Source organism: Nonomuraea sp. NPDC049158 (genome assembly GCF_040648335.1).
Classification (GTDB): Bacteria; Actinomycetota; Actinomycetes; order Streptosporangiales; family Streptosporangiaceae; genus Nonomuraea.
This window is the reverse complement of the sequence record NZ_JBEZDM010000030.1, coordinates 107,204-120,312: the sequence shown is the minus strand read 5'-3', so window position 1 is coordinate 120,312 and position 13,109 is coordinate 107,204. Positions and strand designations below refer to the sequence as shown.

10 protein-coding genes are annotated in these 13,109 nt (G+C 72.3%); 6 read left to right on the top strand and 4 right to left on the bottom strand.

Annotated elements, in window-relative coordinates:
* The first annotated feature begins 76 nt into the window (after positions 1-76).
* Positions 77-2,413 carry a protein kinase gene (locus AB0B61_RS43230; RefSeq protein WP_358445295.1) on the top strand — a complete coding sequence of 779 codons (2,337 nt, stop codon included), beginning with the start codon at positions 77-79 and terminating at the stop codon, positions 2,411-2,413.
* 40 nt (positions 2,414-2,453) lie between these two features.
* Here the strand turns inward: AB0B61_RS43230 and AB0B61_RS43225 are convergent, their stop codons facing one another.
* Positions 2,454-3,236, bottom strand: a complete 783-nt coding sequence (locus AB0B61_RS43225; protein ID WP_358445292.1) for an alpha/beta fold hydrolase — start codon at positions 3,234-3,236, stop codon at positions 2,454-2,456.
* A 122-nt stretch (positions 3,237-3,358) separates the two neighbouring features.
* On the opposite strand from AB0B61_RS43225, the gene AB0B61_RS43220 reads away from it, so the two are divergent.
* Entirely contained in the window at positions 3,359-4,174 is an 816-nt protein-coding gene (locus tag AB0B61_RS43220) for an MOSC N-terminal beta barrel domain-containing protein (RefSeq protein ID WP_358445289.1), read from the top strand.
* A 111-nt stretch (positions 4,175-4,285) separates the two neighbouring features.
* Positions 4,286-5,587, top strand: coding sequence for an MFS transporter (locus AB0B61_RS43215; RefSeq protein WP_358445286.1), 1,302 nt, complete (start codon positions 4,286-4,288; stop codon positions 5,585-5,587).
* A gap of 89 nt (positions 5,588-5,676) precedes the next feature.
* Here AB0B61_RS43215 and AB0B61_RS43210 read toward each other — a convergent pair whose 3' ends face one another.
* On the bottom strand, positions 5,677-7,242 hold the full coding sequence (locus AB0B61_RS43210; protein WP_358445283.1) for a bifunctional 3'-5' exonuclease/DNA polymerase: 1,566 nt from the start codon (positions 7,240-7,242) through the stop codon (positions 5,677-5,679).
* Between the two features lie 21 nt (positions 7,243-7,263).
* On the bottom strand, positions 7,264-8,751 hold the full coding sequence (locus AB0B61_RS43205) for a metallophosphoesterase (protein ID WP_358445281.1): 1,488 nt from the start codon (positions 8,749-8,751) through the stop codon (positions 7,264-7,266).
* Positions 8,752-8,897: 146 nt separating this feature from the next.
* Here AB0B61_RS43205 and AB0B61_RS43200 point away from each other — a divergent pair, with 146 nt between their 5' ends.
* Positions 8,898-9,308 carry a hypothetical protein gene (locus AB0B61_RS43200; RefSeq protein WP_358445278.1) on the top strand — a complete coding sequence of 137 codons (411 nt, stop codon included), beginning with the start codon at positions 8,898-8,900 and terminating at the stop codon, positions 9,306-9,308.
* 6 nt (positions 9,309-9,314) lie between these two features.
* On the opposite strand, the gene AB0B61_RS43195 is transcribed toward AB0B61_RS43200, so the two are convergent.
* Entirely contained in the window at positions 9,315-10,898 is a 1,584-nt protein-coding gene (locus AB0B61_RS43195; RefSeq protein ID WP_358445367.1) for an FAD-binding oxidoreductase, read from the bottom strand.
* Positions 10,899-10,929: 31 nt separating this feature from the next.
* Between AB0B61_RS43195 and AB0B61_RS43190 the strand changes: the two genes are divergently transcribed.
* Both AB0B61_RS43190 and AB0B61_RS43185 read left to right on the top strand, forming a co-directional pair.
* On the top strand, positions 10,930-11,439 hold the full coding sequence (locus AB0B61_RS43190; protein ID WP_358445275.1) for a helix-turn-helix domain-containing protein: 510 nt from the start codon (positions 10,930-10,932) through the stop codon (positions 11,437-11,439).
* Positions 11,432-13,012, top strand: coding sequence for a glycerol-3-phosphate dehydrogenase/oxidase (locus AB0B61_RS43185; RefSeq protein ID WP_358445273.1), 1,581 nt, complete (start codon positions 11,432-11,434; stop codon positions 13,010-13,012). Before AB0B61_RS43190 ends, AB0B61_RS43185 begins: the two co-directional genes overlap by 8 nt.
* Positions 13,013-13,109 lie beyond the last annotated feature (97 nt).

Genomic DNA, 13,109 nt, shown 5'->3' with positions numbered 1-13,109 from the left:
CTTGCTCAGCGGACCCGGTGCGGAGGGAAACGCTTCACAGAGCCAGGGTCGTTTGATCGGCAGGCGCTACCGGTTGATGTCACCGGTCGGCCGCGGCGGCATGGGGATGGTGTGGCACGCGCATGACGTGCTGCTCGCCCGTGACGTGGCGGTCAAGGAGCTGATCCTGCCGTACGGGCTCGACCAGGCGGGCAAGCAGGTGGCCCACCGGCGCATGCTGCGCGAGGCCCGGTCCGCCGCGCGGCTGACGCACCCGGGCATCGTGACCGTGCACGACGTCGTCGAAGAGGACGGCCGGCCGTGGATCGTCATGGAGCTGGTCCGGGCGTGGTCCCTGGAGCAGGCGGTCCGGCAGAGCGGACCCCTCCCGGTGATCCAGGCCGCCGAGATCGGCATCCGGGTGCTCGACGCGGTCCGGCACGCGCACGCGGCCGGCATCCTGCACCGTGACATCAAACCGGGCAACGTCCTGCTCACCTCCGACCGCGTGGTGCTGACCGACTTCGGCATCGCCGCGATCGAGGGCGACGTCACGATCACGCAGACCGGGCTGCTCATGGGCTCGCCCGCCTACATCCCGCCGGAGCGGCTGTCCGGGCAGTCGATCACCCAGGCGGCCGACCTGTGGTCGTTCGGGGCGACGATGTACGCGGCGGTGGAGGGGCGCCCGCCGTACGAGGGGCCGGACCCGATCGCGGTGCTGGGCGCGGTCCTCACGCAGGACCCGGTCACGCCGCAGCGGGCGGGCGCGCTGGCGCCGGTGATCGAGGGCCTGCTGCGCAAGAACCCGGCCGAGCGTCTCACCGCCGAACAGGTCGGCGAGATGCTGGAGCGGATCCTGCACGCCCACGGCTCGACCCGTCCGCGACCCGCCGAGACCTCGCGGTCCCTGCCCACGCAGGCGGACTCGACGCCCGCCGGGTTGCTGCCGCCGTTCGACTCGCTGTCCGGGCCTCTGCCGTCGCGGATCGTGGAGACGCCCTCGGGGCCGGTACGCGTACCGTACGACCCGCTGAACAGCCCGTCTGGCGGGTACTCCATGCCCTACGAGGGGATGTCGAGCCCGTCGGGCAGCCACAGCACGGACGCGCTGCCCTCGCCGCCTCGGGCGGACGGGTTCGAGGCGTTCACCAGCCCGTCGGGGTCGCACCGGATACCGGAGGCCGGGGAGCGCCCGCCGACGGGCCCGCACCCGTCGTTGAGCGATCCGGCCGGACCGTCCTTGGTACGCCCCCTTCCGGGCAGCCCATCGGGCGGCTATCCGTCGGGCAGTTACCCGTCCGGCAGTTACCCGTCCGACAGTTATCCGTCGGGCAGTTATCCGTCGGGCAGCTTCCCGGCGGGTGGGCCGCCGTCGTCCCCGGGCTTCCCGTCCGGACCCGTCTCCTCGCCGGGCTCCCCGCTGGACGGGCCACCGTCATCGCCAGGCTTCCCAGCGGGTGGGCCACCATCGTCGCCGGGCTTCCCATCCGGCGGGCCGCTCGGTGCGCCGCCGTCGTTCGGCGGGCCGTCGGGATCGCACCGGGCCTCTGACAGCGAGCCGTTCGGGAGAACTTCAGGGCCGCGCCGGATCCCGGAATCGCGCGCGGACTCCCCGAACCTGTCGGGCCCGCAGCCGATCCTGCCCCTGACCAGCGACAGCCGCGCCACCCCCTGGCCGCTGGCCTCGCCGGACCACCTGCGCGACCAGGCCATCGACCTGTCGCGCGACCTGACCCACGACCGCCTCACCAAGCTGCCCAGCGCCACCTCGGAGCGCCTGACCAAGAGCAGGCGCAGGCTCGAGGACGACGATGAGGGCGGCTGGCTCCGCGACGGCCGGCCCACCCCGCGCCTGATCGTCACGGCCATCGCGGCCGTCGGCGCGATCGTGGCCGTCGTCCTGTACGTCCGCACGGGCAGCGCGCCCGCGCCGGTGCCGAGCGTGGCGATCACCGCCGAAGAATCGTCGCCACCCGCCGCCGATCCCCTGACGGCGACCGTGCCCAAGGGCTTCAGCGAGCAGACCCCGCCCGGCTTCTCCGCCGCCGTCCCCGACGGCTGGAAGCTGACCGCGTCAGGCGGCGACGCCACCTTCACCGGGCCCAAGGACTCCGGTATGACGGCCCGCATCGAGCAGACGACCCCGCAGCAGGACGGGGGCCTGTCGGAGCTGAGCCGCGAGGAGGCGGCCGGCCGCGTCGACGGCTACATCCAGGTCCAGCTCCAGGCGACGCGGTATCGCGACTGGAAGGCCGCCGACTGGGAGTACACCTACACCCTGGCCAACGGCGTCCCCATGCACGCGCTGACCCGTTTCGTCACGATCGACGACACCAACGCGTACAAGATCACCTTCAACATGCCCGAACTCAAGTGGGACGACCAGGCCGAAACCCGCAAGGTCTTCTTCGACACCTTCCGCCAGACGTGACCACCCATCCGCGCCATGGGCGCGGATGGGATCTGAACGGTTACCGCACGCCGAGAGCGCGATCGAGGAAGTCGCGGACCGTCGTGGCCAGTTCGGCGCGGTGGTCGGACAGGGCGTGGTCGGTGGCCCATTCGTGGTGTTGGAGCGCCGCCCCCGCGTACGCGGGCAGCAACGGCCGGTGGTGTACCGCGGCGGGCGTCACGGGGTCGAGTCCGGTCCCGATGAGCATCACCGGGCGTCCGGCGAACGCGGGTGCCAGCGAGGCCAGGCTCCACCTCTCCCCCGCGGCCTCCAACTCGGCCACCAGCGCCGCACCGCTGGTGCCGGTGAGCGGGAGCAGCTCACCGTCGAACGCCTCGACCCACTCCCGCCGCCCTTCGGCGTCGAGCCCGCGGGAGATCGTGCCGAAGTCGACGCCGGACACCGACACGGTGGCCGCGATGCCCGGATCCGCGGCGGCCGTCATCAGCGCGACGAACCCCCCGAAGCTATGTCCGACAAGGGCGACCCGCTCCGGGTCGAGCCGGTGCTCGGCCGCGAACGGCTTCTCCCGCACGGCCGCCACCACGCGCGCCGCGTCCGCCAAGCCGTTCGCCCACGACCAGTCCCCGCCGACCCCCCAGGAGCCCCGGTAGTGGAAGACCAGGCTGGCGTACCCCGCCTGGCGCAGCGCCTGGGCCAGATCGAAGTTGCGCTCATTGCCGGGAAAACCGTGCAGCACCACCACGATCGGATGCGGTCCCTCGCCCGCCGGCAGGTGCAGTACTCCCAGCAGCGGGACCCCCTCACTGTCGAAGGTCACCGCAGGTGTGGCAGCTCTCACAAGGCTCTCCTCGCTCGGAATGATCGGTACGCTAACAGCCGACCGACGGCCGCTCCCCAGCGCCTCAACCCTCGGCCGGTCGCCGAATCCTCCGCAGGTGGGCGTCATGTACCGTCGGCCACATGAGGCTGGCGAGCATCCACATCTATCCCGTCAAATCGACGACCGGGCACGAGGTGCCGGCGGCCGAGGTGCAGCCCTGGGGCCTGGCCGGTGACCGGCGCTACCTCATCGTCGACGAGCACGGCGAGATGCTGACCGCCCGCGAGCTTCCCCGGCTGCTGATGTGCGTACCGGAGCCGGACGGCGAGACGCTCAAGCTCACCGGCCCGCATGCCCCGCCGCTGCGGGTCACTCCCACTTCCGGCCGTTCGGTGATCACTATGCGGAAGACGTCGATAGAGCTGACCGACTGCGGCGACGACGCGGCCGCGTGGCTGAGCGCGCTGATCGACCGCCCCGTCCGGCTGGCCTGGCAGGACGACCCCACCTGCCGTCCCGTCAATCCCGAGTACGGCCGGCCGGACGACCGGGTCAGCCTGGCCGACGCGTATCCGCTGCTGCTCACCTCCACGGCTTCGCTGGCCCGGCTCAACGACTGGATCGCGGAGACGGCGGTCGAGTACGGCGAGGAGTTGCCCGCGCCGCTGCCCATGAGCAGGTTCCGGCCGAACGTGGTCGTGGACGGCGTGCCGGACGCCTTCGCCGAGGACGGATGGCGGCGTATCCGCGTCGGCGGTACGGAGTTCCGGGTGGTCAAGGGCTGTGACCGGTGCGTACTGACCACCGTGGACGCCGCCACCTACACCAAGGGCAAGGAGCCCATCCGCACCCTGGCCAGGCACCGCAGGTGGGACGGCAAGGTCTGGTTCGGCGTGAACCTCATCCCGGACGCCCCTGGCCGGATCGCCCAGGGGGATCCGGTAGCGATTCTCTGAGCCCATCCCACCCGGGCAAGCACCCGAAAGCAGCCATAAGTAGTTGAATAACGCTGCGTGGGGTGATTTGGGCCTTTGGGGGGATCTCATGGGCTATGCGAGACTTCACACGTGACCAGCGCCCCTATAAAGCCCGATATTTCATCCCCTGACCGGATCCGGGCCGTCCAGCGGCGCACTCTCGTGATCCTGTCCGCCGCGCAAATAGTAGGCGGCGTAGGCGTCGCAGTCGGCCTGGCACTGAGCTCCGTCGTCGTCGACGAGCTCTCCGGATCCACCGTGATCAGCGGCTTCGCGGGTACCGCGACCGTACTCGGCGCGGCCCTCCTGGCCCTGCCGACCGCCAAGGCGTCCGGCAGGGGCGGCCGGCGGACGGGCCTGACGCTGGCGTACGTGGCCGCGCTGGCGGGCTGCGCGCTGTCCGTCGGCGCCATCAGCCTCGGCAACTGGCCGCTGCTGCTGGTCGGACTAGTCCTGGTGGGCGGCGGCAGCGCGGGCAACCTGGCGGCCCGCTACTCGGCGACCGATCTGTCACCGCCGGGACACGCCGCCAGGCACCTGTCCCTGGTCGTCTGGGCGGCCACCATCGGCTCCGTCGCCGGCCCGAACCTGGCCAAGCCCGCCGACCAGATCGGCATGAGCGTGGGCCTCGTGGAGAAGGCCGGGCCGTTCGCGTTCGCGGCGCTGGCGTTCGCGCTGGCGATGCTCGTCATCCTGGTGGGCCTGCGCCCGGACCCGCTCAAACTGGCCCGCCGGCTGAACGGCACGCAACCCCCCGCCGCCGGGCAGAACCGGACGATCAGGAACGCCTGGACGACCCTGCGCACCACCCCCATGGCCCGCAAGGCCCTGGTCATGATCGCGGTCAGCCACACCGCGATGGTGTCGGTCATGTCGATGACCCCGGTCAAACTCCACCACGACGGCTCGAACCTCGACGTCATCGGCCTGGTGATCAGCCTGCACATCGCCGGGATGTACGTCATGTCGCCGGTGGTCGGCTGGCTGGCCGACAAGGCGGGCAAGGTGCCGGTGCTGCTGCTCGGCATGGCGCTGCTGCTCAGCTCCGCCGTCCTGGCGGGCGCGGCCGGGCACCGCGTCTGGCAGGTGACCACCGCGCTGGTGCTGCTCGGCCTCGGCTGGTCGTGCGGCCTGGTGGCGGGCTCGGCACTGGTCAGCGAGTCGGTCCCGGTCGGCAGCCGGCCCGCCGTGCAGGGCCTGTCCGACCTGCTGATGAACGTGTGCGGCGCCACCGGCACGATCGTCGCGGGCGCGATCGTGGGCGGGCTGTCGTACGGGGTGCTCGGGCTGGTGGTGGGGGTGATGGTGACGCTCGCCGGAATCTGGCTGGCGATCACCTGGCGCCACGTGAACAGCGGCCCGCTGACACCCGCCGAATCAGCCGCCACCTGACGCCCCGCGAAATCAGCCGCCGCTGACGTCCGGACAGTCAGCCCCCAGTGACGTCCGGACAGTCAGCCGCCCACCGGACGCCCGCGGAGTCACTTCGCGTCGGCGTAGCAGGAGACCGCGACCGCCTCCATCGGGAACCGCACCGGCGTCCCCCCGAACAGCAGGCGGCTGGCCTCGGCGGCCGACTCCGTCACCGCGGCCATCACCTCTTCGGCCTGGTCGAGCGGGCAGTGCACCATGATCTCGTCGTGCTGGAAGAACACCAGCCTGGCCGGGCCGGACAACCGCCCCCGCAGCACCGCCATCAGCACCAGCGCCCACTCGGCGGCGGTGGCCTGCACGACGAAGTTGCGGGTGAAGCGCCCCCGATCCCGGATCGCCCGGCTCCCCTCGGGCCCCGACACTAGGGACTTCCACCCCTCCGACGGCGGCGGGCTGGTGCGGCCGAGCCAGGAGCGCACCAACCGCCCCTCCTCTCCCGCCTTGGCCGCGTCCTCGACGAACTGGTAGGCCTTGGGGAAGCGCTGCCGCATCACCGCCAGCAGCTTGGAGGCGTCACCGCTGGTGCCGCCGTACATGGCGGACAGCATCGCGATCTTGGCGTTGGCGCGCTCGCCCCCGAACGACTTGGCCAGCGCCGAGTACAGGTCGATCTCGCCCGCCGCCCGCGCCAGCCCCCCGTCGGCGGCCATCGCGGCCAGCACCCGCGGCTCCAGCTGGGCGGCGTCGGCCACGATCAGCGTCCAGCCGTCGTCGGCGACCACCACGCGGCGCATCACCTTGGGGATCTGCAGCGCGCCGCCGCCGTCGGTGGCCCACCGCCCCGACACCACACCGGCCACCACGTATTCGGCACGGAAGCGCCCGTCGCGCACCCACTGGTCGGCCCAGACCCACCCGTGGAAGCTGTACAGCCTGGCCAGCTCCTTGTAGGCGAGCAGCGGCGCGATCGCCGGATGCTCGAGCTGCTTGAGCTCCCACGACCGGGTGGTCTTGAGCGCGACGCCCGCCCCCTTGAACGCCTTGACCAGCTGCTGCACCGAGTCGGGATTGACCGGATGGCCGAACGCCGCCGACACCTCGTCGGCCAGCGCCTGGAGCTTGGCCGGCCGCATGCCGTGCACCGGGCGCGGGCCGAGCAGCTCGGTGAGCAGCGCGTCGTGTACGTCCCGGCGCCACGGCATGCCGTCGTGGCCCATCTCGGCGGCGATCAGCGCGCCCGCCGACTCGGCCGCCACCAGCAGCCGGAACCGGCCCGGCTCCGGCAGCGCCTCGATCCGGCGCAGCTGGTCGGCCAGCACCTCCGCCACCGCCTCCGCGCCGAGCGGCTCGGGCGCGAACAGCGTGTCGGGCACGCTGGGCCGATCGTCGGGCACCGGCAGGCCGTGCAGCCTGGCGTGGGCGGCCTTGGCCGAGCGCGGCTCACCGTATCGTCCCTCGTACGCGAGCAGCAGCCCCTCGGTGAGCGTCAGATCGTGGCAGCGCGAGACCCGCACACCCTTGGCCAGCAGGGACGGATAGACCTCGCGGGCGTCCGCCCAGACCCAGCGCGGCCGCTCGGCTTCGAGCTCGCGCACGGCCCGCGCCAGGTCATCGACCCGGCGAGCCGGACCACCGACCGGCAGGATCGTCCCGTCTGTCACCACTACGTGCACGCCGTCCAGAGTGCCAGGTGGCTACGACAAACTGATGTGCACCTCGTCCTCCATCGGCGGATCCACCTCCTGCGGCAGGCAGCCGGTGGCGGCGAAGCAGCGCACCGTGAGCAGGTCGGGTGTGACCGAAAGGTGCAGGAACTGCTTGAAGAACGGTGGTGTGTCCCAGTCGGACAGCTCGGAGAGGTAGCGGTGGAAGACCGTGCCCACGGGCAGCCGGAGCGGCATCGGCCAGGCCCCGAGCAGCCGGGCCGCCCACCTCATCCGCCGAGTGATCTTGACGGGGCTCTCGATGGGGCGGACCGGGGTGTTCTTGATCTGGTCCGCCATGATGCAGGCGGCCTCGGCCGGGGTGAGATAGATCCACTTCATCCGGAGTCGTTTCGCGTACAGCTGGCTGTAGAAGGACAGCGAGTCGCCGCGCAGGGGGTAGCACTTGAAGTCGTCCTCGTGCACGCCCGCCACGTCCACCCGGCGGGTGGTGTGGGTGGCGTGCATGAACGCGCCCCCGCCCCCGGAGACGATGTACTGGATCACCCGGTCGCCCACCCTGACGGGATAGCGCTGGTAGTTGTGCACGTCGCCGCCGATGGCGGCCACGTAACGGTGTTCGGGGGCGCGGATGATGTCGTCGATCGTGCCGCCGCCCTCCAGCGGGGACGGCTTGTAGTCGTTGCGCGTGTAGATCGGCTTGCCGGTGACCAGGATCTTCGGGCGCGGGTCCAGGGAGGTGCGCCGCAGCCATGCGGTCTGCTGGGCGTCGATCTCCCCCTGGATGCCGGTGTCGACGCCCACGATGAGCAGGCTGGGGGTCTCGATCGCCCAGTACGGTCCCGGCTGCGCGGCCCGCTGCGCCGGACGGTCCCTGAACGTGCGGGCCTCGGCCAGCAGCCGCTCGTCGATCGTCTCCGACCTGCGCCAGAGCAGGCCGCGTAACCCGGCGTCCCGCTTGGGCGGGAGCGCCGGGGCGTCGCAGAACACGCGCATGAAACCGCCGAGCCCGTCGTACCAGTCGTGGTTGCCGGGGATCGCGTAGATCGGCGCGTCATAGTCCTTGTACGGGCGGAAGAACTTGTTCTCGTACTCGTTGCCGGACCCGGCCGGATAGAGCACGTCGCTGGCGATGACCGCGAAGGAGGTGTCTTCGCCCACCTTGAGCAGGCCGGGCACGACCGCGTACTGGGAGGCGTCGCCCTCGCCCGTGTCGCCGAGCAGCAGGAAGCTGAAGCTCTCCCCCACCTCCGGCTTGACGCGGAAGTCCGGGTCGGCGCCACGGGCCTCCTGCTCGGCGACCCACCTGCGGCGCACCTTCCCGGACGGGTCGCCGAAGAGCCCGGCGACGATCTGGTTGCGCGAGTGCCACAGCGTGCGCGGGCTGAACCAGGTGAACCCCTTGTTGTCGGGTCTCAGGTCGTTGAACGTGCCGATCCGCTGACAGGCCCACCCCGCGCCTTCCTCCGACACCCGGGAGGAGAGCTGCTTTCCACGCTCAGCCGCGACTTCCACCATGACTCCATCTTTACGCGATCTTCCCGAAGCCGCATCCACTTCCCGAAGCGCGTCCGAACGCAGCGTGCCGTTGGGAACACAATCGGTTGGCGATGGTGTAGCCTCACGCCCCAAGCAAGCGGTTCGTCGCCGCGAAGGGGGCTGCCATGGCCCGGAACGGTTCGGACGACGCCACCCGGAGGGGCACCGCGGGGGTGGCCGCCGTAGAGGGGCTGCTGGCGTACGCCGGCAGACGGTCGCGCTGGGGTGGTGGGGCGCTCAACAGGGTCCACCAGGCGATCGGGCTCAGCCGGGAGCTGGCCGCCGTGGACCCCGGCGAGCACGGGGTGCTGCTCGCCCGCTGTTTGATGGCCGCCGCCAAGCTGCTGCTGAAGCGCGGCCGGGCCGCGGAGGCGCTGCCGCACGCCGAGGAGGCCGTCGAGCTCTGCCGTCCGGCGGGTGGCGCGCCGCTGGTCGTCGCGCTGGCCTGTCTGTCGGACGTGTACGAGGCCCAGCAGCGCTTTGGGGAAGCGGCGGCGGCCATGACGGAGGCCGCGTCGGTCGACCCACCGGACTGAGGTCGGTCAGGGGATCAGGATGCCCGGGTTCAGGATGCCCGAGGGGTCGAGCCGGGCCTTGACGGCGCGCAGGATGTCCACGCCCACGGGTCCCAGCTCGGCCGCGTACGCCTCGCGGTGGTCGCGGCCCACGCCGTGGTGGTGCGAGATCGTGCCGCCCGCCGCCACGATGGCCGCGCTGACCGCCTCCTTGGCCCGCTCCCACTGCGCCACCGGGTCCCCCTTCTGCGCGGTGACGACGGTGAAGTACAGCGAGGCCCCGGTCTCGTACACGTGCGAGATGTGGCACATGACCAGCGGCGACTCCAGCACCCCGAGCAGGGCCAGCCGCACCGCGTCGTACAGGCGCGGCAGCGCGGACCAGAATCCGGCCGTCTCGATGGTCTCCACCGTCGCGCCGGCGGCCAGCAGCGAGTCGCGCAGGTACGGCGCCGAGAACCGGCCGTGCTCCCACGCCTGTCCGGGATCGGTCCCGAGCGGCACCCCGCCCATCCGCGCCAGCACCGCCCCGGCCCCTGCCCCGCGCCCCTCGACCGACGTCGCCGGACTCTCAGTCTCTTCAGCCGGGCCCTCATAACCCGCGATCACCAGGCAGCCGCTGGAGCCGCCCCCGATGTCGTCCGGCCGGGCCAGCCCGATCATGGTCTCCGTCTCGTCCGAAAGCCGCAGCACCGTCGGCAGCGGCCCCTCCTGCGCCAGTACCCGCAGCGCGGCCGTCCCCTCCCGGAACGACCCGAACCGCCACCCTTCGTACACCCGCCGCCCAGGCACCCGCCGCACCCGCAGCCGCAGCGCCGTGATCACCCCGAACGCCCCCTCGGACCCCAGCAGGAGCTGCCGCAGATCGGGCCCCGCCGCCGATTTCGGCGCGCGGCCCAGGTCTAGGTCGCCGGAGGGAGTGGCGACGGTCAGACCCACCACCATGTCGTCGAAGCGCCCGTAACCGGCCGAGGCCTGCCCGCTGGACCGGGCCGCCGCGAATCCGCCGAGCGTGGCGTACTCATACGACTGCGGGAAATGCCCCAGCGTCAGCCCGTGCCGTTCGAGCAGCCGTTCGGCCTCGGGCGCCCGCAGTCCCGGCTCGGCGGTGACGATCATCGACTCGGTGTCGACCGAGACGAGCCGGTCGAGCCGGGCCAGGTCCAGCGCCACCACCCCGGCGAAGCCGGACCGGGACGCCGCCAGCCCGCCGACCACGGAGGTGCCGCCGCCGAAGGGCACCACCGCGATCCGCTCGGCGGCGCACAGCCGCAGCAGCGCGGCGACCTCCTCGTGCGAGCCGGGCAGCAGTACGGCGTCGGGCGCGGCCGAGCCGTCTCCCGCGCGTATCCGCAGCAGGTCGGGGGTTGATTTGCCGCGCGTGTGCCAGATCCGGGCCGTGCGCGAAGTGAGCACCTGTTCGTGACCCACGACATCGGCCAGAGCGGCCAGGCGCACGGGCGAGAGCGCGACGGGGGCCAGCCGTACGGACTCGAATGAGGCGGCGGGAGCGGCCGGCTCGCGCACGCCCAGCAGGTCGTGGAGCAGCTCGCGGATCTGCGGGGGCAGCTCGCGGGCCTTGGCGGGGTCGCCCCAGCCCGACCACAGCATCGGTTCGTTCAGCACGTCTACACTGTGACATATGACGTCGATTCGTCACAATGACGGCGTGCTGGACGCGGCCCGCGACTGCGTACTCGCCTACGGGGTGCGGCGCACCACGCTCACCGACGTGGCGCGGCGGGCGGGGGTGTCCCGGATGACGCTCTACCGCCGCTGGCCCGACGTGCGGAGCCTGGTCGCCGACGTGATGACGCGGGAGTGGGTGCTGGCCGTCACCGATCTCGACCTGTCGGACCCGGTCGCCGCCGTCGTCGAGGGGGTACGGCGACTGCGCGGCCATCCGCTCTGGCGCAAGATCGTGGCAGCGGACCCGGAGCTGCTGCTGCCGTACCTGCTGGATCGGCGCGGCGCCACCCACGAGGCGGTGCTCGGCGTGCTCGAAGCCGCCGTCGGCGACCGCCGCAAGGCCAGGGCGGTGCTGCTCGTGGCGCAGTCGTTCCTGCTGTCGGCGCCCACCATGCTCGACCCCGTGACGCTCGACGAACTCGACGCCGAACTCGCCACTCTGCTGGAGGCCTACCTTGGATAGCCCGCCGAACGCCGCGCGCCCCTCGGACAGCTCGCTGAACGCCGCGCGACGGGCTCGCGAGCTGGCCGTGGTCGCGGAGGAGACGGTCGATGTGCTGGTCGTGGGCCTGGGCGCGACAGGCGCGGGCGTGGCGCTCGACGCCGCTTCGCGCGGACTCAGCGTAGCGGCGATCGACGCGCACGACCTGGCCTTCGGCACGTCGAGGTTCAGTTCGAAGCTCATCCACGGCGGCCTCCGCTACCTCGCCAGGGGGCAGGTGGGCGTGGCCCGCGAGAGCGCGGTCGAGCGCGGCGTCCTGCTGCGGCGGACGGCTCCGCACCTGGTCAAGGCGCATCCGTACGTGCTGCCGCTGACGCCGGAGGTCTCCAGGTCCCGGGCGGAGCTGCTGATGACCGGCTACCGGCTCGGCGACGCGCTGCGCGCCTCGGCCGGAACGCCGCGCCGCCTGCTGCCCGGCCCGTCCCGGCTGACGGCCGCCCGGGCGCACACGCTCGCGCCCATGCTGAGCGAGCACGGCCTGCGGGGCGGCCTGCTGTCGTGGGACGGCCGCGTGTACGACGACGCCCGGCTGGTGCTGGCCATAGCCAGGACGGCGGCGGCGTACGGGGCCCGGATCCTGACCCGGTGCCGCGCCCTGGAGCTGACCGGCGCGGGCGCCAAGGTCCGTGACGAGCTGACCGGCGCGGAGTTCGGCATCCGGGCCAGGACGGTGATCAACGCAGCGGGCGTGTGGGCGGGCCTGCTGGACCCGCGGGTGAGCCTGCGCCCGTCACGCGGGACGCACCTCGTGCTCCGCCCCGGAACCCTGCCGGGCCTCCTGTCCGGACTGCACATTCCGATTCCCGGAGAGAGTAACCGATTCGCGCTCGTACTCCCCCAAGCCGACGGCCGCGTACACGTGGGCCTGACCGACGAGCCCCTCGACGGCCCCGTCCCCGACGTGCCCGAGGTCCCCGAGGAGGACATCAGGGCGCTCCTGAGCGTGCTCAACACGGTTCTGGCCGTACCGGTGGCCCGCGAGGCCGTCGCGGGCGCCTACGCGGGGCTCAGGCCGCTCCTGGCGGCGGACGGGCGGACGGCCGACGTCTCGCGCGGGCACGCCGTGTTCGTGGACGGAGCCGTAGCGAAAAGAGGGACCGCGAGCGGAGGGGTCATCACGGTCGTGGGCGGCAAGCTCACGACATACCGGCGGATGGCGGAGGACGCGGTGAATCGAGCGATCTCGGCGGGGAACCTCCCGGCGGGCCGGAGCCGTACCGGCTCGATCCCGCTCGTCGGAGCCGTCCGGGATCACGGCGCCTTGACCCCCCGAACCGGAGGGGGCGCGGGCCGGGGCCGCCCGCCCGAGCGGCTGGTCGCCCGCCACGGCGTCGAGGCGGCGGCCGTGCACGAGCTCGTCCGGGCGCACCCCGAGGAGGTCGGCCTCGGCATCACCATGGGCGAGCTGCTGTGGTCCGTCGCCCACGAGGGCGCGCTCGACGCGGACGACCTGCTCGACCGCCGGACCAGGATCGGCCTCGTCCCCGAGGACCGGGCGGCGGCGCTGCCGGCCGCCAGGGCGGCTTTCACTTGATAAGCCGTACATCCTTCTTACCGTTAGGTTAGTCTTACCTAATTCGCAAGAAGGGAGCAGGGCGTTGACCAGGGGTTGCGAGCATCCGGATGGCTGC

Coding starts and splice junctions, on each gene's coding strand:
- AB0B61_RS43200 (WP_358445278.1), top strand. CDS start 8,898: ATGGCCCGGAACGGTTCGGACGACGCCACCCGGAGGGGCACCGCGGGG.
- AB0B61_RS43205 (WP_358445281.1), bottom strand. CDS start 8,751: ATGGTGGAAGTCGCGGCTGAGCGTGGAAAGCAGCTCTCCTCCCGGGTG.
- AB0B61_RS43195 (WP_358445367.1), bottom strand. CDS start 10,898: ATGCTGTGGTCGGGCTGGGGCGACCCCGCCAAGGCCCGCGAGCTGCCC.
- AB0B61_RS43220 (WP_358445289.1), top strand. CDS start 3,359: ATGAGGCTGGCGAGCATCCACATCTATCCCGTCAAATCGACGACCGGG.
- AB0B61_RS43230 (WP_358445295.1), top strand. CDS start 77: ATGTCACCGGTCGGCCGCGGCGGCATGGGGATGGTGTGGCACGCGCAT.
- AB0B61_RS43190 (WP_358445275.1), top strand. CDS start 10,930: ATGACGTCGATTCGTCACAATGACGGCGTGCTGGACGCGGCCCGCGAC.